The organism is Arthrobacter sp. B2a2-09 (genome assembly GCF_027587375.1).
In the GTDB taxonomy this organism is placed as follows: domain Bacteria; phylum Actinomycetota; class Actinomycetes; order Actinomycetales; family Micrococcaceae; genus Arthrobacter.
The window spans coordinates 309,989-334,052 of the sequence record NZ_JAMXIC010000003.1 but is presented as its reverse complement, the minus strand read 5'-3'; the positions used below and the strand labels follow the sequence as shown (position 1 = coordinate 334,052).

20 protein-coding genes, 1 tRNA gene and 2 pseudogenes are annotated in these 24,064 nt (G+C 62.4%); 17 read left to right on the top strand and 6 right to left on the bottom strand.

Annotated features, from left to right (window positions below; translation table 11 throughout):
* The first annotated feature begins 81 nt into the window (after positions 1-81).
* The 9 genes from NFJ07_RS05565 (at position 82) to NFJ07_RS05525 (ending at position 14,716) form a co-directional block, all read left to right on the top strand.
* Positions 82-2,175: an acyltransferase family protein gene (locus tag NFJ07_RS05565; protein ID WP_442865294.1), complete on the top strand. Its 2,094-nt coding sequence runs from the start codon at positions 82-84 to the stop codon at positions 2,173-2,175.
* 196 nt (positions 2,176-2,371) lie between these two features.
* Positions 2,372-3,883, top strand: a complete 1,512-nt coding sequence (gene guaB, locus NFJ07_RS05560; RefSeq protein ID WP_269993059.1) for an IMP dehydrogenase — start codon at positions 2,372-2,374, stop codon at positions 3,881-3,883.
* Positions 3,884-4,029: 146 nt separating this feature from the next.
* Positions 4,030-5,166: a GuaB3 family IMP dehydrogenase-related protein gene (locus NFJ07_RS05555; RefSeq protein ID WP_269993058.1), complete on the top strand. Its 1,137-nt coding sequence runs from the start codon at positions 4,030-4,032 to the stop codon at positions 5,164-5,166.
* 101 nt (positions 5,167-5,267) lie between these two features.
* Positions 5,268-7,028, top strand: a complete 1,761-nt coding sequence (locus NFJ07_RS05550; protein WP_269993057.1) for a glycerol-3-phosphate dehydrogenase/oxidase — start codon at positions 5,268-5,270, stop codon at positions 7,026-7,028.
* A gap of 39 nt (positions 7,029-7,067) precedes the next feature.
* On the top strand, positions 7,068-7,556 hold the full coding sequence (locus NFJ07_RS05545; RefSeq protein WP_265976876.1) for a PTS sugar transporter subunit IIA: 489 nt from the start codon (positions 7,068-7,070) through the stop codon (positions 7,554-7,556).
* A 67-nt stretch (positions 7,557-7,623) separates the two neighbouring features.
* Entirely contained in the window at positions 7,624-8,466 is an 843-nt protein-coding gene (locus NFJ07_RS05540; RefSeq protein ID WP_269993056.1) for an SURF1 family protein, read from the top strand.
* Entirely contained in the window at positions 8,463-8,996 is a 534-nt protein-coding gene (locus NFJ07_RS05535) for a DUF3817 domain-containing protein (protein ID WP_269993055.1), read from the top strand. The genes NFJ07_RS05540 and NFJ07_RS05535 overlap by 4 nt, the downstream gene beginning before the upstream one ends.
* A gap of 120 nt (positions 8,997-9,116) precedes the next feature.
* A complete protein-coding gene (gene guaA, locus NFJ07_RS05530; protein WP_269993054.1) occupies positions 9,117-10,721 on the top strand; it encodes a glutamine-hydrolyzing GMP synthase in 1,605 nt (534 codons plus the stop codon).
* Between the two features lie 128 nt (positions 10,722-10,849).
* Positions 10,850-14,716 carry an AAA family ATPase gene (locus tag NFJ07_RS05525; RefSeq protein ID WP_442865293.1) on the top strand — a complete coding sequence of 1,289 codons (3,867 nt, stop codon included), beginning with the start codon at positions 10,850-10,852 and terminating at the stop codon, positions 14,714-14,716.
* A gap of 239 nt (positions 14,717-14,955) precedes the next feature.
* Here NFJ07_RS05525 and cpaB read toward each other — a convergent pair whose 3' ends face one another.
* The 3 genes from cpaB to NFJ07_RS05510 form a co-directional block, all read right to left on the bottom strand.
* Positions 14,956-15,858: a Flp pilus assembly protein CpaB gene (cpaB, locus tag NFJ07_RS05520; protein ID WP_333482038.1), complete on the bottom strand. Its 903-nt coding sequence runs from the start codon at positions 15,856-15,858 to the stop codon at positions 14,956-14,958.
* Positions 15,859-15,978: 120 nt separating this feature from the next.
* On the bottom strand, positions 15,979-16,242 hold the full coding sequence (locus NFJ07_RS05515) for an FmdB family zinc ribbon protein (protein WP_269993052.1): 264 nt from the start codon (positions 16,240-16,242) through the stop codon (positions 15,979-15,981).
* 154 nt (positions 16,243-16,396) lie between these two features.
* Entirely contained in the window at positions 16,397-17,002 is a 606-nt protein-coding gene (locus NFJ07_RS05510) for a 5-formyltetrahydrofolate cyclo-ligase (protein WP_269993050.1), read from the bottom strand.
* Positions 17,003-17,120: 118 nt separating this feature from the next.
* Here NFJ07_RS05510 and galU point away from each other — a divergent pair, with 118 nt between their 5' ends.
* The 5 genes from galU (at position 17,121) to NFJ07_RS05485 (ending at position 20,598) form a co-directional block, all read left to right on the top strand.
* The gene (gene galU, locus NFJ07_RS05505) at positions 17,121-18,026 is read left to right on the top strand and encodes a UTP--glucose-1-phosphate uridylyltransferase GalU (protein ID WP_269993049.1); all 906 of its coding nucleotides are present in this window, start codon (positions 17,121-17,123) and stop codon (positions 18,024-18,026) included.
* Positions 18,027-18,032: 6 nt separating this feature from the next.
* Complete coding sequence (locus tag NFJ07_RS05500) at positions 18,033-18,653, top strand: GNAT family N-acetyltransferase (protein WP_269993048.1); 621 nt, start codon at positions 18,033-18,035, stop codon at positions 18,651-18,653.
* A gap of 308 nt (positions 18,654-18,961) precedes the next feature.
* Entirely contained in the window at positions 18,962-19,687 is a 726-nt protein-coding gene (locus NFJ07_RS05495) for a hypothetical protein (protein WP_333482037.1), read from the top strand.
* A gap of 21 nt (positions 19,688-19,708) precedes the next feature.
* Positions 19,709-20,494 (top strand): SDR family oxidoreductase, encoded by a 786-nt coding sequence (locus tag NFJ07_RS05490; RefSeq protein ID WP_269993047.1) that lies wholly within the window; start codon positions 19,709-19,711, stop codon positions 20,492-20,494.
* A 31-nt stretch (positions 20,495-20,525) separates the two neighbouring features.
* A tRNA-Ala gene (locus tag NFJ07_RS05485) sits at positions 20,526-20,598 on the top strand.
* A gap of 105 nt (positions 20,599-20,703) precedes the next feature.
* Here the strand turns inward: NFJ07_RS05485 and NFJ07_RS25910 are convergent.
* Positions 20,704-20,840, bottom strand: a pseudogene (locus NFJ07_RS25910) (dihydrofolate reductase family protein); the annotation flags it as partial.
* Between the two features lie 196 nt (positions 20,841-21,036).
* On the opposite strand from NFJ07_RS25910, the pseudogene NFJ07_RS05480 reads away from it, so the two are divergent.
* Positions 21,037-21,138: pseudogene (locus NFJ07_RS05480) on the top strand (PDDEXK nuclease domain-containing protein); the annotation flags it as partial.
* Positions 21,139-21,142: 4 nt separating this feature from the next.
* Here NFJ07_RS05480 and NFJ07_RS05475 read toward each other — a convergent pair.
* Both NFJ07_RS05475 and NFJ07_RS05470 read right to left on the bottom strand, forming a co-directional pair.
* Positions 21,143-21,745: a PIN domain-containing protein gene (locus NFJ07_RS05475; RefSeq protein WP_269993046.1), complete on the bottom strand. Its 603-nt coding sequence runs from the start codon at positions 21,743-21,745 to the stop codon at positions 21,143-21,145.
* Between the two features lie 16 nt (positions 21,746-21,761).
* On the bottom strand, positions 21,762-22,280 hold the full coding sequence (locus NFJ07_RS05470) for a helix-turn-helix domain-containing protein (RefSeq protein ID WP_269993044.1): 519 nt from the start codon (positions 22,278-22,280) through the stop codon (positions 21,762-21,764).
* A gap of 46 nt (positions 22,281-22,326) precedes the next feature.
* On the opposite strand from NFJ07_RS05470, the gene NFJ07_RS05465 reads away from it, so the two are divergent.
* Positions 22,327-22,794 carry a hypothetical protein gene (locus NFJ07_RS05465; protein ID WP_269993042.1) on the top strand — a complete coding sequence of 156 codons (468 nt, stop codon included), beginning with the start codon at positions 22,327-22,329 and terminating at the stop codon, positions 22,792-22,794.
* Complete coding sequence (locus NFJ07_RS05460) at positions 22,787-23,944, top strand: hypothetical protein (protein ID WP_269993040.1); 1,158 nt, start codon at positions 22,787-22,789, stop codon at positions 23,942-23,944. The genes NFJ07_RS05465 and NFJ07_RS05460 overlap by 8 nt, the downstream gene beginning before the upstream one ends.
* The last annotated feature ends 120 nt before the right edge of the window (positions 23,945-24,064 follow it).

Sequence of the window (24,064 nt, the reverse complement as noted above, 5' to 3'; positions counted from 1 at the left end):
CCGGGCATGACCTAATTGATGGATGGATGCTTCTCGAATGGATTTTCGATTGGCACTGAACATTACGAATCAGTAAGATTTATGGTTCGATCTAGGTCATTGAGGGGCATTGTTGTGTCAACTGCGCAAACGACGGCTACTACCAAGGAGCAGCGTCGTTCCAGTGACACCGGGAGAAAGTCGAATTTCCGTCCCGAAATTCAGGGCCTGCGCTCCCTTGCGGTACTCATGGTGGTTACTTACCACGTGTGGTTCGGCAGGGTTTCCGGGGGTGTAGACGTATTCCTTCTGGTGTCTGCCTTCTTGATGACATTGCAGTTCACAAACCGTTATACGCAGCGCAGGCCCATGGATCTGCTGAGGCATTGGCTTCACCTTTTCCGGCGGCTGCTTCCGGCCACCGTCGTGGTTCTCCTGGGTACATTGGCTGCCATCTTCGTGGTACTCCCCAAGACTCGTTGGGCAGCTTTGGTTGACCAGGTCTGGGCGTCCCTTTTCTACGTCCAGAACTGGCTCCTGCAGCGACAAGCCGTCAATTACTACGCCACCGACCGCAGCCAGGCGAGTCCGCTGCAGCATTTCTGGTCGCTCTCGATTCAAGGCCAGGTCTTCATCCTTTGGCCGGTCATTTTCGCCATCGCCGCCTTGGTCTGCAGAAAGTATGGCCTCCGCTACAGGGTCGCCCTGACGTACGTGTTCGGGCTGATCTTCCTGGTATCGCTCACGTACTCGATCATTGCGACGGCGTCGAACCAAACCACTGCCTACTTTGATACCTTCGCCAGGCTGTGGGAGTTCGCCCTCGGAACACTGGCTGCCCTCGTCCTGCCGGTGCTGAAAATTTCGAAGTCCGTCCGGGTGGTGATGGGCTGGGTTGGTGTTGTCGCCATGTTGAGCTGCGGGATCGTGCTCCAGGTCCAGACGGCGTTCCCGGGCTTCGTGGCCCTCTGGCCCACCTTGGCAGCGGCCTGCATTATTGCCGCGGGCCAGACCGGTAGCCGTTTCGGAGTGGACCGGATCCTCAGCTCCAAGCTTCTTGTCCGTCTGGGCGACAACTCCTACGCGCTGTACCTGTGGCATTGGCCATTGCTGGTCATCTCCCTCATCTGGACTGGAAAAGATCATGCCGGCTGGCTTTCCGGGACGGTCATCATTGCAACCGCTTTGGTTTTGGCCTTCCTGACGACCAAGTTCGTCGAGAAGCCGTTCAGGGAATGGAAGTGGCCCGAAGTAAACCGGCGACGTGCCGCCGTCGCGATCGTCGCCTGCCTCACTATCGCGATTGTGCCGTTGCTCGGGTTCAGTGTGCAGCAGAACGTGACCGCCAAAATCGCCATGGACCAAGCACAAAAGGACAACCCTGGAGCTGCTGCCTTGGTCCCCGGCTACGTCAATGAAGTAAGTGCGAACGCTGTCCTGCTTCCCACCGCGGAGAAGCTGGCCCAGGACTGGGCAAATCTGCCCAGCAAGTGTGCGGGAGATCTGGTGCCTGCATCCAAACTCCTCCAAGGGGTTTGCCTTCAAAACAATCAGCCGGCCGAAGCTGATCGGACCATTCTCGTGCTCGGTGACTCCCATGCGGAGCAATGGCTGGCCGCGGTGGCCCCGGTGGCCGAACAGGAGCAATGGCGCGCCTACCAGCTGTTGCTCGGCGCGTGTCCCTTCACCGTGGATACCTCCGGACTGGACGCGCCATGCAAGGCCTTCGACGACGCTGTCGTCCAGCAAATCGACCAGCATCCACCGAGTGCCGTGTTCCTCGTGGGGACGGCAGCATCGCCCTCGTCGCCCGATGAAAAGCTGACGGTTGGCTTTGAAGACACAGTGAAGATGCTCACGGGGAAGGGCATCGACGTCATCGCCGTACGTGACAACCCGAGATTCGATTTCAACATGGCTGATTGCGTCGCGGTCAAAGGTCAACACAGCCCCGACTGCAATCCAAGCCAGGAGCAATTGCTCGCGGCCCAAAACCCGCTCGCGTCGCTTCAGGGGAAGTATCCGGGCTTGTCCATACTGGATATGACCGATCTGATTTGCAACGGCGGCGAGTGTCCCGGGGTAGTGGGTAACACCTTTGTCTACTTGGACAACAACCACCTCTCCAAGACCTATGTTGCGAGCATGGCGCCCATGTTAAAGGAAAGATGGCTGGCCGCCACCGGCTGGAGCTAGGCGGCCGGGCGGCTCGACGGCGGGAAGCCCCGGGTGCCGTTGCTCACATTACCCTTGCGGAATATGGGGATCGGCGGCGAGGTTCTACTATTTATTCAGAACCTTTCTGCACAGGCCAGTCCCGTAATGACGGGCTGGTCATCAGCTGCAACCCCTACCAGAGCAACCCCCAAGAACCAAGGTAAGAGGCGCACTCATGACCCAGCCCGAACACGATCCCTTTGGCTTTGTTGGCCTGACCTATGACGACGTCCTGCTGCTGCCGGGCCACACCAACGTCATTCCGTCCGAAGCTGACACCTCCTCCCGGATCTCCAAGCGAATCTCGGTCCAGACCCCGCTGCTGTCCGCCGCCATGGACACCGTCACCGAGTCCCGCATGGCCATCGCCATGGCCCGCCAGGGCGGCCTTGGCGTCATCCACCGCAACTTGTCGATCGAAGACCAGGCCGACCACGTCGACCGCGTCAAGCGCTCCGAGTCCGGGATGATCACCAACCCCCTGACCATCCACCCGGAAGCCACCCTCCAGAAACTGGATGAACTGTGTTCGCGCTACCGGGTCTCCGGCCTGCCTGTCATCGACCCCGATGGCCGGCTGCTGGGCATTGTCACCAACCGCGACACCCGCTTTGTGCCGGAGTCCGACTTCCCGCTGCGGCTGGTCAGCGACGTCATGACCAAGATGCCGCTCATCACGGGCCACGTCGGTATCAGCCGCGAAGAGGCCTCGCACAAGCTGGCCACCAACAAGATCGAGAAGCTGCCCCTCGTTGACGAGCAGGGACGCCTCAAGGGCCTTATCACCACCAAGGACTTCACCAAGGCCGAGCAGTACCCGCTCGCGACGAAGGACGGGGAAGGCCGTCTCCGCGTTGGCGCCGCCATCGGGTTCTTCGGCGATGGCTGGGAACGGGCCATGACGCTGATCGACGCCGGTGTCGACGCCTTGTTCGTGGACACCGCCAATGGCCACTCGCAGGGTGTCCTGGACATGATCACGCGCCTGAAGTCCGATCCCGTTGCTGCACACGTTGACATCATCGGTGGCCAGGCCGCCACCCGTGAAGGCGCCCAGGCGCTGATCGACGCCGGTGCCGATGGCATCAAGGTGGGCGTGGGCCCGGGCTCCATCTGCACCACGCGCGTTGTTGCCGGTGTGGGCGTCCCCCAGATCACGGCCATCTACGAGTCCTCGAAGGCCGCCATCCCTGCCGGTGTTCCGCTGATCGCCGACGGCGGCCTGCAGTACTCGGGCGATATCGGCAAGGCCCTCGTGGCCGGTGCCGACACCGTCATGCTCGGCTCTTTGCTGGCTGGCTGCGACGAGTCGCCGGGTGAGCTGATCTTCGTGAATGGCAAGCAGTTCAAGAGCTACCGCGGCATGGGCTCCCTGGGCGCCATGCAGTCCCGTGGCAAAAACACGTCCTACTCGAAGGACCGGTATTTCCAGGCGGACGTTTCCGGCGATGACAAGCTCATCCCGGAAGGCATCGAGGGCCGCGTCGCATATCGCGGCCCGCTGTCCTCAGTGGCATACCAGCTGGTCGGCGGCCTGCGCCAGACCATGTTCTACACGGGTGCTCCGACCATCGCCGAGCTCAAAGCGCGCGGCAAGTTTGTGCGCATCACTGCGGCCGGGCTGAAGGAGTCCCACCCGCACGACATCCAGATGACCGTCGAGGCTCCGAACTACGGTTCCCGCTAGGCGTTTTTCCTGTCTTAGGCAGTTTCAGGCGAGCCCGCCATCTCCTTCAGGGAGGTGGCGGGCTCGCTTATTTATCAGGCCAGCCCGTGGTCATGCTGCACGTCACCCTGCCGGTACATCACGCCGCACTGGGATAACCTAGAGCAGTGACTTATGAGATTGAGATTGGCCGTGGCAAGCGTGGGCGTCGTGCCTACTCCCTGGATGACATCGCGATCGTCCCCAACCGCCGGACGCGCGACCCCAAGGACGTCTCCGTCTCATGGCAGATTGATGCCTACAAGTTCGAGATGCCAGTGATCGCCGCACCCATGGACTCTGCAATGTCGCCTGAAACGGCCATCGCACTTGGCCGGCTCGGAGGTCTGGGCGTACTGGACCTCGAGGGCTTGTGGACCCGCTACGAGGACCCCCAGTCCGTACTGGACGAGATCTCTGCCCTTGAGGACGAAACGGCCAGCCCGGCGGTTACGCGGCGCATGCAGGAGCTCTACAAGGCCCCCATCCAGCCCGAACTGATCACCACCAGGCTCGCGGAAATCCGTGCTTCCGGCGTGACGGTGGCCGGCTCGCTGACGCCGCAGCGTACCCAGGAGCACTACAAGACCGTGGTTGCCGCCGGCGTCGACATTTTTGTCATTCGGGGCACCACGGTCTCGGCCGAACACGTCTCCAAGAACCACGAGCCACTGAACCTCAAGCAGTTCATCTACGAACTCGACGTCCCGGTGATCGTCGGCGGAGCCGCCGGCTACACCCCGGCCCTGCACCTCATGCGTACCGGCGCTGCCGGCGTCCTGGTCGGCTTCGGCGGCGGTGCAACGACCACAACGCGCCGTGCACTCGGCATCCATTCGCCCATGGCTTCCGCAATTTCCGACGTCGCTGCCGCCCGCCGCGACTACATGGATGAGTCCGGTGGACGGTACGTGCACGTGATCGCCGACGGCGGCATGGGTTCTTCGGGTGACATCGTCAAAGCCATCGCGATGGGCGCCGACGCCGTCATGCTCGGCAGCGCTTTGGCCCGTGCGGAAGAAGCCCCGGGCAAGGGCTGGCACTGGGGCCAGGAAGCCCACCACCTTGAGCTGCCCCGCGGCGACAGGGTCAACGTCGGCACTGTCGGTCCCCTCGAAGAAGTACTCTTCGGACCGGGCCACCACACCAACGGCACGTCCAACCTGATCGGCGCGCTCCGCCGCTCCATGGCCACCACCGGCTATTCGGACCTGAAAGAGTTCCAGCGGGTCGACGTCGTGGTCTCGCCTTACTCGGGCCAATAGCTCCCGTTCGGGCTGCTTAGCAGTCGCGCAAAACCCTGCCCAAGCCCGCGGACAAGAAGTAGTGTGGGGAACTACGGGCTTTGTGCGATGGGAGGCGTCCAATGAGCAGTGCTGCAGATGGTTCGCAAAGGGATGATGCGTCAGCAGGTGCATTGAGTCCGCAGGCGCGGGCCAGATCCATTGAAGTTCTCAAGGGCACCACCGAGCCTGGCAAGGAACTCGACATCCTGATTGTCGGGGGAGGCGTGGTCGGAGCCGGTGCGGCTTTGGACGCGGTGACCCGCGGCTTGTCCGTGGGCATTGTCGAGGCCCGGGACTGGGCTTCGGGCACCTCGTCTAGGTCCTCGAAGCTGATTCACGGCGGCTTGCGTTACCTGGAAATGCTGGACTTCGCGCTGGTCCAGGAAGCTCTCCAGGAACGCGGGCTGCTGATCCAACAGATCGCACCGCACTTGGTCCGGCCGGTCCCGTTCCTGTACCCGCTGACCCGGCGTTTTTGGGAGCGGCCCTACGTTGGTGCCGGCATTTTCCTCTACGACACGCTTGGCCTTACTTCGGGCCACAGCCGCGGGGTGCCCATGCACAAACACCTCTTCCGGCGCGGAACACTGAGGGCCGCACCCAGCCTCAAGAATGATGCATTCGTCGGTTCGATCCGGTACTACGATGCACAGGTTGACGACGCGAGGCTCGTCGTCAATCTCGTCCGTACCGCGGCACATTACGGAGCGCATGCCGTGAACAGGATGCGCGTGGTGTCGTTCGTGCGCGAGGGCGAACGCGTGGTGGGCGCGAAGGTGGAAAACCAGGAAGACGGCAGCATCATCGAAGTCCGCGCCAAGCAAGTGGTCAACGCCACGGGAGTCTGGACGGACGAGACCCAGGCCATGGTGACGGATCGCGGCCAGCTCAAGGTCCGGGCTTCCAAAGGCATACACCTTGTGGTCCCGCGCGACCGTTTCCAGTCCACGGTGGGATTGATCCTGAGGACCGAAAAATCCGTGCTGTTCGTCATCCCCTGGGGGCGGCACTGGATCATCGGCACAACGGACACCGACTGGAAGCTCGACAAAGCGCACCCAGCCGCGTCCACGAAGGACATCGACTATGTTCTTGAACACGTCAACCGGGTCTTGAAACGGCCTTTGACCCGTGAGGATGTTGAGGGCGTATACGCGGGCCTCCGTCCGCTGCTGGCGGGGGAGAGCGACTCCACGGCGAAACTTTCACGCGAACACGTGGTGGCGCACCCCGTTCCAGGCTTGGTTGTGGTTGCCGGCGGCAAGTTCACCACCTACCGGGTCATGGCGAAGGACGCGGTGGACGAAGCGACCCGGGCAATGGACGAGCGAGTACCCGCGAGCTGCACCGACACCATCCCGCTCCTGGGCGCCGAGGGGTTCAAGGCTGCATGGAACCGCCGGGCAAGAACCGCGGATGAGGCCGGGGTCCACGTCGCCAGGGTGGAACATTTGCTCAACCGCTACGGTTCCATGACGCCGGACGTCCTGGCCATCATCAAAGACAACCCGGCCATGGCTGAGCCGCTGCCGGGGGCCGACGACTATCTTTCGGCAGAGGTTGTCTATGCCGCGACCCATGAGGGTGCACGGCATGTCCATGATGTGCTGACCCGACGCACCCGCATCTCGATCGAGTCGTGGGACAGAGGTGTTTCCGCGGTCCCCGTTGTCGCTAAGCTGATGGGAGAAATTCTTGGCTGGAGCGACGCGCAGCGGGAAAGCGAAATCAAGCACTACCTGGCCCGGGTGGAAGCTGAACGGCTCAGCCAACAGCAGCCCGACGACGAATCGGCCGATGCTGCGCGCATGGGTGTCGATGACATCGTTCCCCTCCGCTGAGCGGCCCGGGTTGGCTGGGCACACTGGAGGGAAAACGACTTGGCGGAACCACTGGACCCATATGATGCCGAACTGACGACGCCGGAGACCGTCATCCTTGAGATGGAAGCGGTCGACAAAACAGATGCCGCGGGCCAGCTCGCGGAACGGCTTTACGCCGCCGGGCGCATCACGGACCTTGAGGGCTTCCTCGAGCACGTCAACTCGCGCGAACACCAACTTGCTACCGGGCTACCGGGCGGCATTGGCCTACCGCACGCCCGCAGCGAGTTTGTCTCCCGAGTCTCCATCGCCGTTGGTGTCACGAAGTTCGGACACTCATTGGACTTCGGCGCCAGCGACGGACCGGCAACCCTGGTCCTGCTCATCGCTACGCCCGCCAGTTCATTCTCGGACCACTTGGAAGTCCTTGCGACCTTGGCGCGGTCGCTGTCCAAGGAATCGTTCAGGGAATCCCTCCGGCGCGCCCACGATCCGGAAGTCATCGCCGAACTGATCAACTCCAGCCTGGTGTTCTTCGACCACTAGCAACCGCACTCTATGGGTGGGTCCTCTCGTTTAGCTGTTCTACAGCTTGACGAAGTACGGTTAAGGGGTGTTGAAAACCGCTCTGAAGCCCCGCTGGATCGCAGGACTTGTCTTCGCGCTCCTGCTCTCCGGGGTGTTTGTGCTGCTCAGCCAGTGGCAGTTCGGCAGATCCACCCAGAGCGACGCCCCAGTAGACGACCCCGCGGTGGAGCAAGTCAAGCCGCTTACCGGGGCATTGCAGCCCGGCACGTTCTTCCCGGGTTCCGCATCGGACCAAATGGTCAGTGCCAAGGGTAGCTACGACCCCGCCAAGCAGGTCCTTGTAGAAGGCCGGCTGCTGGCCGGACAAAAAGGGTACTGGGTAGTGACCGCGTTTGCGGTCGACGGCGCCCCCGTCCTCCACGGCGTTGGCGCATCCGCGAAGACCTGGATCCCCGTGGCCCGCGGCTGGGTCGCCGATCCCGCCCAAGCCGGGCCGCCGCCGTCGGGCACTATTGAACTGACCGGACGGCTCCTGCCGTCCGAGGCACCAGTGCCAAACGTCGACGCTGGAGCGGGCCGCGCCTCTGCGGTTTCGGTCGCGGAACTCATCAACACGTGGGAAGTCTCAAGCTATCCTGGCTTCGTCGCCGCGACGTCGGAGGTATCGGCCGGCAAGACCCTCGCACTTCCGGCGCAGCTGAAGCCCTTGAATATCCCGGCCCAACCCCCCAACCAACAGATCAACTGGCTCAACCTTTTCTACTCCGTGGAATGGGTGGTCTTTGCAGGATTCGCCCTCTACATCTGGTGGCGCATGGTGGCCGACGACTACCGGCGCAGCCTCGAAGAAGAAGAGGAAGAGCCCGACGACGAGTTCCCGTCAGACGATTTGCCAGCAATTACCAAGCCAGAACAGGTAAAGCCATGATTGAGCCCAAACCGGCCATCCAGCCCGAACAGTCCGGAGAATCTGCCGCCAAGCCAACCGCGGCCAAGACCGGTTCAGCCAAAAAACGGCGATTTGGCGGAACCACGGCCCAGATCCGCTCGGCCTTGAAGTTCTACAAAGTCATGGCCTACCTCACCGGCACCATGCTGCTGCTCCTGTGCGCCGAGCTCGTTGCGCGCTATGTGTTCGGCGTGTATCTCTTCGCCGGCGGGACCAACGCAATCACCGGTCAGCCCTTCGGTTTCGGATTCGCAGACGCTGAGTCCAAGGCGGTCCTGGGCGGCGTCAACGTCTCCATCGCCGTCCTGATCGTCCACGGCTGGATGTACGTGCTGTACCTCATCTCGGACTTCCGCCTGTGGTCGCTCATGCGCTGGCCGTTCATGAAGCTCATCCTGCTCGCCTTGGGCGGCGTTGTACCTCTCATGTCCTTCATTGTGGAGAAGAAGTTCCACTCGGAGGTCGAGATGGAACTCGCCGCGAATCCGCAGGCGTCCAAGCGCTACTGATGGTCGGGCCCCGGCGGGCATTGTGAGATCGCTAACGTCGGGACGGTTTGTGGGCTGATTCCCGGCTTCACGACCGGCTTCAAGGTGCACCGGGGCATCCCGGCAAAGTAGGCTGTTACGGTGACTACTCCCACCGCACCCTTCAGTTCTGAAGCTCAGACTTCCCAGAAGCCGGTGCTGGTTGTTGACTACGGTGCCCAGTACGCGCAGCTGATTGCCCGCCGCGTCCGTGAAGCGAATGTGTACTCGGAAATTGTTCCGCACACTTTCACCACCGAGCAGCTTCTGGCCAAGAACCCGGCAGCGATCATCCTCTCCGGCGGACCTTCAAGCGTTTATGCCGAGGGTGCCCCGAGCGTTGGCGCGGACCTTTTCGAGGCCGGCGTCCCGGTCTTCGGTATTTGCTACGGCTTCCAGGCCATGGCCAACGCGCTCGGCGGCAAGGTCGCGCAGACCGGTTTGCGCGAGTACGGCGCCACCGAGGCCACTATCGTCGGCGAGGCCCGCTCCATCCTTGCGGGCGTTCCGGACTCCCAGAACACCTGGATGAGCCACGGAGACTCCGTTCATGAGGCTCCTGAAGGCTTCGAGGTCCTGGCGACCACCGCGGGCGCGCCTGTGGCTGCTTTCGCGAACGAAGAGAAGCATCTCTACGGCGTGCAGTGGCACCCGGAAGTAAAGCACTCGGTCCACGGCCAGCAGGTCCTGGAGAACTTCCTGTTCAACGGGGCCGGCCTGAAGCCGAACTGGACCACCGGTAACATCCTCGAAGAGCAAGTGGACCGGATCCGCCGGCAGGTCGGCGATTCCAAGGTCATCTGCGGCCTCTCCGGCGGCGTCGACTCGGCCGTTGCCGCAGCCCTCGTGCAGCGCGCCGTGGGCGATCAGCTGACCTGCGTGTTCGTGGACCATGGCTTGCTGCGCGAAGGCGAAGCCGAACAGGTCGAGCGTGACTTCGTTGCCGCAACCGGCGTGAAACTTTACATCGCAAACGAGCAGGAGCGATTCCTGTCCGCCCTGGCCGGGGTCAGCGATCCCGAGACCAAGCGCAAGATCATCGGCCGCGAGTTCATTCGTGCGTTTGAGGAAGCAGAGCGAGCCATCATCGCCGAGGCTGCCTCCGAAGGCGAGAGCATCAAGTTCCTCGTGCAGGGCACCCTGTACCCGGACGTCGTCGAATCCGGCGGCGGCGAGGGCGCTGCCAACATCAAGAGCCACCACAACGTGGGCGGCCTGCCCGAGGACCTGCAGTTCGAACTCGTTGAACCGCTCCGCGCCCTGTTCAAGGACGAGGTTCGTGCCGTGGGCGCGCAGCTCGGCTTGCCGCAGGAAATCGTCGGACGCCAGCCGTTCCCCGGACCCGGCCTGGGCATCCGCATCGTCGGTGAAGTGAATAAGGAACGACTCGAGCTGCTCCGCAAGGCAGACGCAATCGCACGTGCCGAACTCACTGCGGCCGGACTCGACAACGACGTCTGGCAGATGCCGGTCGTACTGCTCGCCGACGTCCGCAGCGTTGGCGTGCAGGGCGACGGCCGCACCTACGGACACCCGATCGTGCTGCGTCCCGTTTCCTCCGAGGACGCCATGACTGCCGACTGGTCCAGGCTCCCTTATGACCTCCTCGCCAGGATCTCCAACAGGATCACCAACGAGGTTGACGGGGTCAACCGTGTGGTGCTCGATGTCACCAGCAAGCCGCCGGGAACCATCGAGTGGGAATAGCATTCTGAGTGACCGGTCTCTGTTCCAGAGGCCGGTCACTTTGTATTTCCCCTGAAATCAGGGGTATTTTGCCTTTCCACCAGTGTTGCGGTGCGGACTGCCGGTCGATTCCCGCTACCCTCGAAAGTATGCCGATTTGGTCCAAGTCGTCTCGAGCTAGAACAGAAAAGAAGGCAGCGGTGTCAGTAGGTCAAAGCCACGAAGAGAGCTCCGTAGAGCTCCGGAAATGGCTGTCCGGGCTCAAGCCCGTGACTGGCGCGGACACCATGCTGCGCTTCGTCAAGACGCCGGAGGGGTCGATAGACCTTAGCAACGGCCACCCCTCGGGACTGGCACAGCTCCTCGCCGGGCGCCGAACCCGGCTTTCCACCCTGATCCGGGATCGCCAGCAGTATCTTGTTGCCGCGCGTGCTGCCAGGAACCTTCGCTCGAAGATCTTCGAACTGGGAAACGACCGGGGGATCGACGCCGGTTATCTGTCCTGCGGCACGGTTGTGTGGACGTCGGCGGTCGGAGGGAAACCCCAACGCGTCTCCGCCCCTGTGATGTTGGCCGCCGTCTCACTCACTGCGCGGCCGGGCGAAGATGACTACGAGCTGCAACTCACCGAGCAAGCGGGCATCAACCCCGCGTTGGTCCGGCATTTGAAGACCGTCCATGGAATCGTCTTTGACGTCAATGCCGTGAGCCGTATGGCATACAACACCGCGCGCCTTGACCCCCAACCGGTCCTCGACCGCCTGGCCACGCTGGTGCAGCCGATCCACGGTGCCGAGGTAACCCCCAATCTCCTCATAACAACGTTGGCGGACCTGTCCGGGAACTTGGAAGACCCATGGATCAACGAGAACAGCAACGTCGTTGCCTCCCTGTTTGAAGCCGCCAACGGCGGGGACGTGGAACCCGAACCCATCAAGTCCGGACGGTTCCCGAACCTCGACGAGCGCGACCCCGCCGAAGAATCGCTCCTCCTCGATGCGGACTCGGATCAGCAGTACGTCGTGGATGCCGTCCGGGCAGGCGATTCGCTGGTGGTCAGCACCCCGCCAGGCAGCGGCCAGACCCAAACGGCCATCAATGCCATCGGTGCCCTCGTCAACGAGGGCAAATCGGTGCTTGTCGTGGGCGACCGGCGAGCGAGCCTCAATGGCCTGGCGGCCCATTTTGAAGCCCTGGGCCTCGAATCGATGCTGTTCAGGCCGGGCAATGGCGCCACGCCCCAGCAGCTCAAGGGCCAGCTGGTCAGCGCGATCATCCGCAACGAAAAGTCGCTGGAGCCGCAACTCGCGAATCTCCACAAGACCCTGACCGAGCACCGCCATGCCCTCATGGACCATGTCGCGTCTTTGCACAACGTACGCCAGCGCTGGGGATGCTCGCCCTATCAGGCAATGCAGTCGCTCGCAGAGCTGACCTCCATCCAGCCTGCCCCCGCCACGACGGTGCGCTTGAAGCGCAGCGTGCTGGACAATATCAAAGACCGTGCCGAGCTGGCCGAACGACTGCGGCGCGCTGCCGAGCTTGGCAGCTTCAGCCGAGCATCGACGTCGAGCCCCTGGTACGGAGCGCGCTTGGTCACTCGCAAGGAGACCGAGGAAGCCCAGCAACTGGCCAGTAGTGCCGCGGAACAACTTCCCCAGTTGCGGGAACGGATGAACCAAGTTGCGGAGCACTCCGAAATCCGGCTTGGGGCGAACTTCGCCGAATGGGGCGCGCAGCTTGAGCTCTTGATGGCGGTACGGGAAAGCCTGGACAAATTCACCCCGGATATTTTTGACCGGCCAGTCCACGATCTGATTTCGGCTACCGCTACCTCCGCTTGGCGCCGTGAGCGGGGCCTCGAGATGCCCTCGATGCAGCGCTCCCGCTTGCGTCGCGTGGCAAAAGAATATGTCCGGCCCGGTGTCCACATTGCTGATCTGCACAGCTCCTTGGCGCTCGTTCAGGAACAGCGGGCGCTGTGGGCCCAGTACGCCACCACCCAGCGCCATCCGGCGGTGCCGTCCGGACTCGCGGACATGGGCGCCAGCTACCGCGAACTGGACCGGGATCTCCGCCGTCTGGGCGATTGCCTCAAACACACTGCCGGCGGCGGCGACCTCCACGCGACCCGTTACGAAGATCTCATGGAGCGTCTTGAGCGCCTTGTCGCCGACACGGGAACCTTGGAAACGCTCCCGGAGCGCACGCTTCTGGTCGAGAATATGCGCGAGCATGGACTCGCCGAGCTTCTTGCGGACTTGGCTGAACGCGAAGTGCCTGCCGAGTCGGTTGCCGCGGAACTGGACCTTGCCTGGTGGCAGTCCGCCCTGGAAGCGATGATCAGCGGCGACGACTACCTCGCGATGTCCGACGGCGAATCCCTTCGCCGCCTCGAAGCGGAGTACCGCCTGGCGGACCACGCGCACATCGCCAGCGGAGCCGCACGGCTGCGGTGGAGACTCGCCGAGATGTGGCGGGCTGGAATCGCTGAACATTCCCGCCAATCGGAACTCCTGCGCAACCTGATCAAGGATGGCCGAGTTACCCTTTCGGCGCTCAGCGCCCAGGCGCCTGCCCTTGTCTCCCGGCTGGTTCCCGTGTGGTCCATCAGTCCGTACCTGCTGACCAGCCTCTTGCCCGCAGAGCAGAAATTCGATGCGGTGGTGATTCTCGATGCCGAGAGCACCTCCTTGCAGGCTGTGCTGCCGGCCATCGCCCGGGCACACCAAGTGGTTGCCTTTGGCGACGCAAAGATCGCCAATGCCCGCACGTTCAGCGTTGCCGTGGAGCCTCCCATGGCCGGGGCCGCGAGCCAAGACACAGTGGACAGCGCATTCAGCGCTTTGGCGCGGGTCTTGCCCACGTGGCAGTTGAACTGGGTGTATCGCGCGGTTGATGAAGATCTCGTGCTGCAGCTGAGCAAGAACTACTACGACGGCGGCCTGCGTCGGCTGCCGGACGGCCAATCTGTAACGGGGCTGGACCGCTCGGTACTGGTTGAGTACATCCCGGATGGTACCGGCCTGCCGGGGGCGGATCACGAAGGTGTTGAATCGGTGGCCGCCGAAGTGAACCGCGTGGTTGATCTGGTGTTTGAACACGCCAGTCTCAGGCCGCGGACCTCGCTGGCCGTGGTCACCGCAAGCCTGCGCCATGCCGCAAGGATCGGCGAAGCCATCAGGCTCCAGCTTCCCAACTATCCGCTGTTGTCGGGTTTCTTCAACGCCGGGGCGGAGTCCTTCCGCGTGGTGGATTTGGAGCGCGCGCAAGGACTGGTCCGCGACCACATCATCTTTTCCCTGGGCTTTGGACGCACTCCGCATGGCCGGGCGCTGCACAGTTTCGGGCCCCTGTCCGTCGAAGGCGGGCGAAACAAATTTGCCCTGGCAATGACCCGCTCCCGGAGATCTTTGCACGTCCTGAGCTGCTTCCGTCCGGAGGACCTCGATCTGGACAGGCTGGCTCACGGCGCCGTTGATTTCCATGAACTCCTCGACCGTGAACTGTCGGGTAACTCGGATCTGGGGACGCCAGCCACCAGGGCCGCAGCCAGCGAGCAAGCGCTCGGTGAGGATCCGTTGGTGGCGGATCTGGGCGAGCGACTCCGTGCCCGTGGAGCCCGGGTATGGCACCACTATGACGGAGTCCTGGACATCGCCGCAGCGGCCGATCCCGTGCACACCATCGGCCGTGATGACACTGAAATGCCCACCCCGGTGGCCATCGAATCGGATGGCACGGAACGATACCGCCGCATGAGCGTCAGGGAACGCAGCAGGCTCCGGCCCCAGCTCCTGGAACGCCTTGGCTGGCGTTACATGTCTTTGTGGACCATTGAAGTGTTCACGGATCCCTCGTCCTGCGCTGACCGCATCGGGTCCTATCTGGGACTGGAGAAACCGATAGCGCCCTCGTATGGTGCCGTCCAGGATGGATTCCTGGACATTGATGTTGAACAATTGGAACTGGACAGTCAGGCGGAGCCGGCCGCGGCCAAGCACGGCCGTACGTAAGACACTGGCTCGGGACCGGCTGTCCCCAAAGGAAGCGCAATGGCGGAAAGCAAAAGCACTCAATCCAAGCACCCTGCGGACACCAGTGCCGATGCAGGTGAAGCTGACACCGGGTTGGACAAGCAGGAGAAAACAGAAGTGAAGCCGACACCGGAACGGAAGCCGGCAGGCGAAGGCATTCTGCCTAAGACAGCCTCCGAAGATGATCCACGCCGTTGGGGCGATGAGCCCGGCTACGATCACGACGCCTGGCTGAAGGAGCAAAGGCCCCCGCACTGGGGCTGAACGTTCCATGATTGCCGAGATTGTCCGGCGGGGGTCTCGAGTTGCCGGTTGTCAGAGGGATTGACGAGGACAAAGAATAGTTTCCCGCGTGTGGAAGCTCCTGCCAGGATTCCGGCCTGTTGCGGATTGGCAGCGACAACCACGAGGCCGTCCGCCTCGTTCGTGCCCAACCATTGGCTGGCCTTGCCTCCTTGCGCGGACGTCCACAAAACCGGGACTGCGGCTGCCAAGAGTTCGGATTTCTTGCCGGGCCCTTCAAGTCCATCTGCTGCAGTGAGCACAACGTTGACCAACTGGCCCGGCGAGATGAGCTGAATTGAAGCGGGATCGGCCATGCGTAGTGGAACGGCCGCTGTCGCGGGTGCGGTGCCGGTCAGCAGGCCCGGTCCCAGGAGTTGGGCGTCTGTGGGGATCTGCCCTTTCTGCAGCGGCGAGGCAAGCTGTTTCCCTTTGTATCCAGTGCTGGAGGTAAGTGCTCCGGCCGGAACTCCGCCAGGAAGGACCTCCAGGGGTTTGAGGTCGGAATCCGTCAAACTGGACCCGGCCGGAAGATCCCGCGCGGCGGCCAGGACCGTGGCTCGCTGCTCCGAAGCGGGGGTCAATTGATGGACGGCGATCCCGACGGCCACGCATAGCAGGAGTGCCACCACGAGGCGGCGGTTGCGGTTTAGCCAGCTACCGAAGCTGCGGTGCTTGGATTGTCCCGTGGGAGCGCCCAAGTGCCCGCCAGCCCTGAAGGGAAGAGCCTGAAGTCCGCGGGTGCGGGGAGTGGAAATCGGCGCGGGCAGTCTATTGCGTGGAATCGACGAAGGTCCGGTTGAATTTGGGCCTTGGGACGGGTCCGGGGTTGCTGGCATGCTGCCACGCTAACCGGGCACGCAGGCCCGTAACAGGGCCTTGTTGAGCTATGTGGAAACGTTGAGCTATGTGGAAAAACGCTGAACGGCTGGAAAACTGCGGCGGCTGGAAAACCGCAATCAGCTCGCGGCAGCCGCCGGAACCGACGCTGGAGCCGGGGTCGCAGCTGGTGCGGCGGGAGCGGCCGAAACGGTGCTTCCCTTGGAGTCCCGGGAGTCGGTGCGGTAGAAGCCCGATCCCTTGAAGACGACGCCCACGCTGTTGAACTTCTTGCGCAACGATCCTTGGCATTCAGGGCAGTCGGACAGGGAGCTGTCGGTGAAAGCCTGAACGATGTCAAAGGCATGTCCGCAGTCTTTGCAGGCATAGGCATATGTGGGCACTGGTGATCCTCCTCCGGGACGAGCTACAGGTCCTGTGCTGCCAACGAGGATTGTTCCGTCCATTAGCAGTCCCAGGGCCTGAGTGCCAATTCTATCATCCGGCGTCGGGGTCGTTACCACAGAATGTGGCGGAGAAGACAGGCCGGCAGCCCGGTTAGCCAGCCGGAACTAGCCGGACGACCCGGTGTGGGGTAAGTGCCTCCGCCACGGGCTTATCGAACGGTTCGGCCGGGATCGTCCCCGCCGGCAGCACTTCGTGGTCATATACGACGGCCACAGTCGGCGGACGCTGCCCGTCGGCGTCGAGCTTGTCGAGGAGCCGGTCGTAGTAACCGCCGCCTTGGCCGATGCGGTTTCCACCTTCATCGACGGCGGTGGCCGGGAGGAAGATTCCAGTCGCATACTTGATGACGTCACTGTCGAATCGTTCGCCCACAGGCTCGTCAATCGGGGCATACCTCGAGCGAACAAAAGCCGTCTCCGGTGTCCAATAGACCCAGCTCAGACGCCGTTCCGGTTCACAGACGGGAAGAAGGACCTTGTGCCCGGCGGCATGGAGCGCAGCAAGCAACGGCATTGTCGGCGGTTCGGCAGCTACTCCGACATATGCCGCAAAAGTCGCCGGTTTCCCGTGTGCAACGGCATCCGCCCATGAGAGGCCACGGCGGGCAATCCCCGATCCGGCGTCGGCGCGCTGTTGCCCGGTCAAGGCGAGCCGGCGGTTGCGGTTGTCCCGGCGGATATCGTCTTTCAAAGTCACTTTTGCTCCAATTCCCGCTGCTCTGCGGCTCTGAGGATGGGGAGGGACCGGCGGGTTCTCCCGAGCCCAGCACGTTCCTTTTTGCCCATTGTCCAGTTCCTTCCGTTAGATTAGTCCGGTGACTTCCAAAAACTGCACCGTCCGCAAGGCCGTTATCCCTGTTGCCGGACTTGGCACCAGGTTTCTGCCTGCAACGAAAGCCATGCCCAAAGAGATGCTCCCGGTAGTCGACAAGCCGGCCATCCAATATGTTGTCGAAGAAGCCGTGAGCGTGGGACTCAATGACGTTCTCATGATCACAGGCCGCAACAAGCGTGCGTTGGAAGACCACTTCGACCGGGTACCTGCTTTGGAAGCGACCCTGGAGGCCAAGGGAGACATCACCAAGCTGGACTCGGTGCAGGCCACCAGCAACCTCGGCGACATTCACTACGTCCGCCAGGGTGACCCCAAGGGGCTGGGACACGCAGTGTTGCGTGCAAAGCAGCATGTCGGGTACGAACCATTCGCCGTTCTTCTCGGTGACGACCTCATCGACGCCCGGGATACGCTCCTCAGCGACATGATTGAGGTCCAGCACAAAACGGGTGGATCCGTTGTAGCCCTCATCGAAGTCGAGCCCTCCCAGATCAGCGCCTACGGCTGTGCGGACATCGAGGACATCGGCGAAGACGGCTACGTCCGCATCAAGCAACTTGTGGAAAAGCCCGCTGTCGATGAAGCTCCGTCCAACTTGGCCGTGATTGGCCGCTACGTCCTTCACCCCTCGGTTTTCGACGTTCTCGAGAAAACCGAACCGGGCCGTGGGGGAGAGATCCAACTGACGGATGCGCTTCAGGTACTAGCTGCCGGGGAGGGTGAAGGCAGCGGCGTCTACGGAGTCGTCTTCCGCGGCCGTCGGTACGACACCGGGGACAAGCTCAGCTACCTCAAAGCCTGCGTCCAGCTTGCGTGCGACAGTGAAGACCTCGGGCCCGGCCTGCGTGCATGGCTGCCGGGCTTTGCCGCTGGCCTCAGCAAGTAGCTCCTTGTGTGGAGGGCGGCCATCTGGCCGGTGACGCTCGAATGTGGCGACCTCATCTTGCGTCCCATTCAATACCGGGACAAGAAGGAATGGACCGAGGTCCGCTCACGCAACAGTGATTGGCTGGCGCCTTGGGAAGCCTCCAACCCGGCCCCTGGGGGCCGCCTGCCGAACTACCGGCAGATGGTGGCTTCCCTGAACACCCAGGCTCGGCAAGCGAGTGCCCTTCCGTTCGTGATCACGGAGCGTATTCCTGGGTTCAGCGAGCCTAGGATCGTAGGGCAGCTGACGGTCTCCTCGATTATGTGGGGATCGGCGATGACGGCCACGCTTGGCTACTGGGTTGACCAGGCCCGAGCCGGTCGCGGAATAGCTCCCACTGCGGTTGCCATGGCGACCGACCATTGCTTCGAAGCCCTTGGCTTGCACCGGATGGAGATCAACATCAGGCCCGAGAACGGGCCGAGCCTACGTGTTGTGGAGAAGCTGGGATTCCGCGACGAAGGGCGCCGTGAGCGTTTCCTTCACATCAACGGAGAATGGGCTGACCATCGAAGTTTTGCGTTGACCTCGGAGGAGGTCCCGGGGGGCTTGCTGGCTGCGTGGCTTAGACGCGAAGCCAACTAGTCCGTTTGGGTGAATGGGGGTCGTAAATCCATTGATTTGCCGACTCTCCGACGACACACCGCGGGCAATGCGGTGGCCTCTGCGTATTTGCTTCTACGGTTTTGATTGTGGACTTCCCTCTCAGCAGCTCGGTGATATTGGTCATTGCTGTCGCGCTGTGGATTTTTTGGGTTGCGCCATACATACTGCGGAACCGCCGCCAGCACGTCCAGTTGGCCGGTGACATCCCAGTAGATGTTATTGACGAAGACGCTCATGAACTGCAAGCCGGGGTGGTTCTGTCAATCACCCCTCGGCAGGAGAAAGCAATGGAAACCATGCAGAGCACCGCAACCGCATTGCCCAAGGTATCGGCCGGCGCCGGCGAACGGCGTGATGCTGCATCGGATGCAGTGGTCTTCAAAGTCAGATACGGGCGCTGCGCCCTTGCTCTCGCCGGTCTTCTCCTGCTGCTTACGGCAGCCGTTTCCGGTGTGCTGCGCATTCTTGGCCTCGTTTCGGCCTGGTTGCCGCTGGTATCCATAGTCGGCGTGGTTGGGACTGTTTTCCTGCTTCGCCGACTGGCTATCAGGGACCGCAGGGCGAAGATGAACAGGGCCTTCCGCAACGCAATGGGTCCCACGGTTGAGAGTCCCCGCGAAAGTTCTCCAGCATCGGACCGCCCGGCCACCAAGATTTTCGACGCGGAAGCCCAAGCCCGTGAAGCAACGCGCCTGACCGCCGTCGAACTTCGCCAGGCTGCCCTCAACGTTGCTGTCGCCGCCGGCGACAACACGGTCCGGTTTACAGCGGAATCCAAGGATTCTGAATGGCAGCCGGTGGACGTTCCCAAACCAACATACGTTGATGCCGCCAAGGCGCCTCGACCGGCACCCGAACCCCTCGACTTGCCTGAGGCTCCCAAGCCCCTCGGCAAGCCGACGCTGAAGCCGGCCAGTGCGCCGTCAGCGGGCGTGGCAGTCCAGGCGCAGCACGGCAAGCCTCAGAGCGCCCTCAGCAACCTCGACGACGTTTTGCAGCGCCGCCGGGCATAACCTCCCTTGACTACCGTGTGCGTGGCAGGTGGCACGGGACAGGTGGGCCGTGAAGTCGTCCGTTTGGCGCTCGACGCCGGACTCGACGTAATAGTGCTGAGTCGCCGCCCGCCGTCGGGCACCTCACCAGTCCATCACGACGGCGCCCGCTACTTTCGGGCTGACGTCACCACAAGCGCTGGGCTGGCGGAAGCCCTGCAGGGGGCCGACGTCGTCATTGATTGCTTGGAAGGGCAGTTCGGGAAGGCCCGCAAGAATTTCGCCGACGGCGGCGCGCGCCTGCTCGCCGCGGCCGCCGGTGCCGGCGTCCGCAAGGCGGTTCTCCTCTCGATCATCAACTGCGACCGGAGCAACGCGGCCTTTTATGTGTCCAAGGCGGACAAGGAACGGGTTTACGCACTTTCAGCGCTTGAGACGGTTGTTGTACGGGCCACCCAGTTCCACAGCCTCGTGACGGCGGTTTTCCAGGCCGGGGCGAAAGTTCGCCTCATCCCGGTCTTCAAGGGCGCGCGGTTTCAAACGATATCGCCGTCAGACGTGGCGTCTGAGCTGCTTGCCGAAGCACTGGGGGAGCCTTCCGCAGAGCGACACCGGACACGAACCATTGGCGGACCGGACATCCGGACCATGCGTGAACTCGCTGGGATCTGGCGAAAAGCTACGGGACATGCCGGGCGGATCGTGGAGGTGCCGTTGCCGGGAGAGATGGGCAAATATCTTCGAAACGGACTGAATTTGGTCCCAAGCCAGCGGACCGGGACCGACACGTTCGAGTCGTGGTTGGCAAAGCGGGAAGATAGTTTGTAGCCTAGGGGCACTGGCAACGCACGTTTGACTAGGGGCTATAGCTCAGTTGGTAGAGCGCTTCGTTCGCATCGAAGAGGTCAGGAGTTCGAATCTCCTTAGCTCCACAGTGAAGGCCCTCTGACCTGCGGAAACGTTGGGTTGGAGGGCGTTTCTTCTGGCCAGTTCTGAACCCACTCCACGGAAACCACACGTTTTGGGAACGCGCGCCACGACAGGCCGCTCGCCCGCTCCTGGTCGAGCCACCACTGGAACAGTTCATCGCTCGGCCCGCTCCAGCCGATGTCGTCGCCGGCCGCGGCGATGTAGCCGTCCAGGACAGGTTCATGCCGTAGATCAGTTTCCGCACGGCGCCACCCTTCCGTCAGTCGGTACCCACCTTATAGACCGGCACGGCACGGGAACACTGGCGCCCCGCACCTCATCAGCAGCATCCCGTCCCTCATGGCGCCACCGTAACTGCAATGATCGGGATGCCACAGGAATCCGAAGGCTCCGATTGGTGTTGCTGGACAAAGGTGTCAGCTCTGCACGAACAGGCCCGGTACGCGTCGACGGCCGTCGAATATGGCTGGTCCAGGAACGTGCTCCTGAACATGATGATGAGCAGGTCCATGGAACGCACCGGGGCAGCGCCGTCGAACTTTTGAGCTATCTCTGGTTTCCAGTCCCAGGTTCCAGCAGGGTCCGGATAAGGCCAGTGGCGGAGTCCATGCCGTAGATACTGTCCAAGCTGTTCAGTATGTTCTCGGGAGATTGGCGGGGATGGTTCCGGCCCATCCTTTGGGAGATTGCCACCACCGCAGCCAGCCCTAAATCCGGACGCATGGCTACCGTTTCGTACGCGAAGTCCTTTGCGCTGATGATCTGGATCCCGTTGGGGATCTTATCCAAAGGAAAGTCCTTGACATTGTCGGTCACGATGCTGCCGGCGCCCCCGAGGACTGCGGCAGCGAGGACGTGTTCGTCGTCGGGGTCCGGGAGACCGTACGTGCCTTCCAGTCCCTCCCATCCGAATACCAGGGCGTCACCGAAACTTGCACGCATTTGATCAGCGAGGTGGCGCGCCTTCTCTCGGGCGGTTTCCTCGCTGTCTCCGCGCTCTACAAGTTTGAGCTCTTCGTTGATTTCGACTTCTTCTAGAATCGCTTCGCTGAAGATGAAGCGGTACGCGCCTTCGAAGGCCAGGGACAGGAGGAAATCCCGCTGGAGGCTAGGCCAAAGCACGCAGCTATCGAGAAGAGCGGTAAACATGTGCCCTATCGTGCCATTACCGCGCGCGGCGTCGGCGTGCCGCTTCCTTGCGGGCGCGCTTCATCCGGTCGTTGGCCGTCTCGGGGCTTTCGTCCTCCGGTGCTGTCATGGACTCGAGGGCTTCATACTGCTCGGCTTTCCGCACTTCCTTGTACTCCAATACATCTTCGAGGTGGACCTTGCGGTGAGAGCCCGGCTTTTCAAAGGGAATCTTGCCTGCGTCCAACAGCTTAACGATCGTTGGGCGAGTCACGCCCAAGATCTCAGCCGCCTGCTGGGTAGTGAGGGTAAGCGAACTTGGGGTGATGGTTACGGCGAGCCCCTTGCGCATGGCCTCCACGGCCTTAACCAGGACTTCGTAGATCTCATGAGGGATCTCTACTTGATCGCCGGATTCGATGCCGGACAGAAAGAACTGGGGGATGGGCTTGGAACCGTTCCTTGCAGAGTGTGCTTCGATGAAGTCGTAAAGCTCACCGGTTTGAGGAGGTTCTGGAGCGAAGAACGTTTCCTTCGTAGCTGCGCTCGTACGCATGGTTCTCACTTCTTAGTCGTTTAGGTTTTTCGTTTTTTTCGTTTTAATGATCGTAGTCCTTTGTAGATGCAGTGGCCAGTCTTCGGCCGGCACCGACATCAGCCGGAATTCCTACGGCACGTATAGTCTGGCGGCGTTCTTCGTCCCGGATCCGCAGACCTTCTCTCTCCCGCTTGACGGCAGTGCAATCAGTGACGGCGTCCCGGGAACCGGTGCGGGGAACCTGGAAACCAAGGGGTCCACGGACTTCTACACCTTCACCGTACCCACCGGGGGCAAAACCCTTAGTATCAGTTGGGTGACGTGTCTGAGGAACCCCGCCAATCCATACGCGAACGGGCTCTCCTGGCAAGTCACGTCCGTGGCGAGCGGGGCGAAAGTCGCCGGGGACTTCTGCGCCTCAGGAAACAAGACCCTGACCCTGGCGGCCGGGGACTGCCGGCTCGAGATGGCCACCGACATAACCCGCAACTCCTACGGCACATACAGCTTCCGAGGGGCACTCAATGGGTAATCATGCTGGCATCACCGTAGACGAGGTCAAGATCCGCAGGGTCAACACGGACGCGCTATCCACCCAAGGGTTCCTCTGCGTACCTGATGGCGGAGCGAACCAGCCCTCGGCCGAAGACATCGACCGCGCCATTGCCGGCATCAGAATGCCCGGGCACCCCGACCAGCGGTTCCACGCGGTCGAGGTGAGCAAGGGAACAGTAATGTACTTCCACCCCGTCCTGGTGCCCCGGCATGCCGTGGAGATTGCGCACATGATCGCCGATGCGATCGCGCCCCTTGGCTTCACCGGCGCCATCACCGCATGTGCCGACCGCCCCGGCCCCCGACCCCGCACGAACCGGTACGCCTACTGTGCCGCCATCTGCTCCGTCGACGCAGCCCTGGACAACAACGAGACCCCCCTCGCTTTCCGTTCCGTGAAAAAGAACCTGGACCGGTGGGCAGTGGACAGCCCAGCGTTCAAGGAAGTCGTGGAACGGATCACCGGCTGGGCAGCAGCCAACGCGACCGGCCCGATCCTCGCCGGGCTCCACTTCACAATGACCCAATGTGAACCACACCAGGTTGCAGGGCTCCTGACCCGCTGCTGCGAGGACATCGGATGGGCCGACCTGCTGTTCCCCACAGCCAACGGAGACTGGTACGTGAAGTTCACCGGCGAGGGGTGGGTCCTCGCCGGCACCGAGATCAAGAAGGGCAAGGACGATGCAGGCGAGGCCCTCATGCGGCTCCTCGCGGACCTCGCACCGCTCTACGACTACGCACAAATGTCCCGGATTACCTTCGGGCTCGTCACCCCCGGGAGCGTGATGATCCAACGGACGGGACCAGGACACAAGATCCCGGATAACTATGTTCGCCAGCCAGGAGTGGTCCTCGTCCCCACCCCCAACGACCCTGATTTGAGCGCCGACCACGGATTCGTGAGGACATCCATTCCCGGGATCTTCGCCGTGCAGGTCCTCGGGCCCGGTCACCCGGACCTGCAGCCGGCCGACCGCTGGCGCGTCACCCCACTCGACGCAGGCCGAAAGATGGTCGCCGTGGACAACCTCAGCGATTGGTGGGCAGCCCCGCGTCAAACTCCTCCGGAAGATCTGCATTTTCGACGCGAAGCCAATAAGGCTCTCCTGTCCAAATGGGCATGACCCGAAATGCCGTCCCCGAATGGCCCAGTGGGGCTACTGCCAGCCTGAACTCCTCGTACCGCGGATGAGGCAGCGCGCGTCGGCATGAATGCCTCCGTTGGCGTCCTCGAACATCCCGCC

Bases quoted from the DNA above. Each gene is read 5' to 3' on its own strand.
- NFJ07_RS05565 (WP_442865294.1), top strand. From the start codon at position 82: ATGGTTCGATCTAGGTCATTGAGGGGCATTGTTGTGTCAACTGCGCAA.
- guaB (WP_269993059.1), top strand. From the start codon at position 2,372: ATGACCCAGCCCGAACACGATCCCTTTGGCTTTGTTGGCCTGACCTAT.
- NFJ07_RS05550 (WP_269993057.1), top strand. From the start codon at position 5,268: ATGAGCAGTGCTGCAGATGGTTCGCAAAGGGATGATGCGTCAGCAGGT.
- NFJ07_RS05535 (WP_269993055.1), top strand. From the start codon at position 8,463: ATGATTGAGCCCAAACCGGCCATCCAGCCCGAACAGTCCGGAGAATCT.
- NFJ07_RS05525 (WP_442865293.1), top strand. From the start codon at position 10,850: ATGCCGATTTGGTCCAAGTCGTCTCGAGCTAGAACAGAAAAGAAGGCA.
- cpaB (WP_333482038.1), bottom strand. From the start codon at position 15,858: ATGCCAGCAACCCCGGACCCGTCCCAAGGCCCAAATTCAACCGGACCT.
- NFJ07_RS05495 (WP_333482037.1), top strand. From the start codon at position 18,962: ATGGAAACCATGCAGAGCACCGCAACCGCATTGCCCAAGGTATCGGCC.
- NFJ07_RS05475 (WP_269993046.1), bottom strand. From the start codon at position 21,745: ATGTTTACCGCTCTTCTCGATAGCTGCGTGCTTTGGCCTAGCCTCCAG.
- NFJ07_RS05470 (WP_269993044.1), bottom strand. From the start codon at position 22,280: ATGCGTACGAGCGCAGCTACGAAGGAAACGTTCTTCGCTCCAGAACCT.
- NFJ07_RS05465 (WP_269993042.1), top strand. From the start codon at position 22,327: ATGATCGTAGTCCTTTGTAGATGCAGTGGCCAGTCTTCGGCCGGCACC.
- NFJ07_RS05460 (WP_269993040.1), top strand. From the start codon at position 22,787: ATGGGTAATCATGCTGGCATCACCGTAGACGAGGTCAAGATCCGCAGG.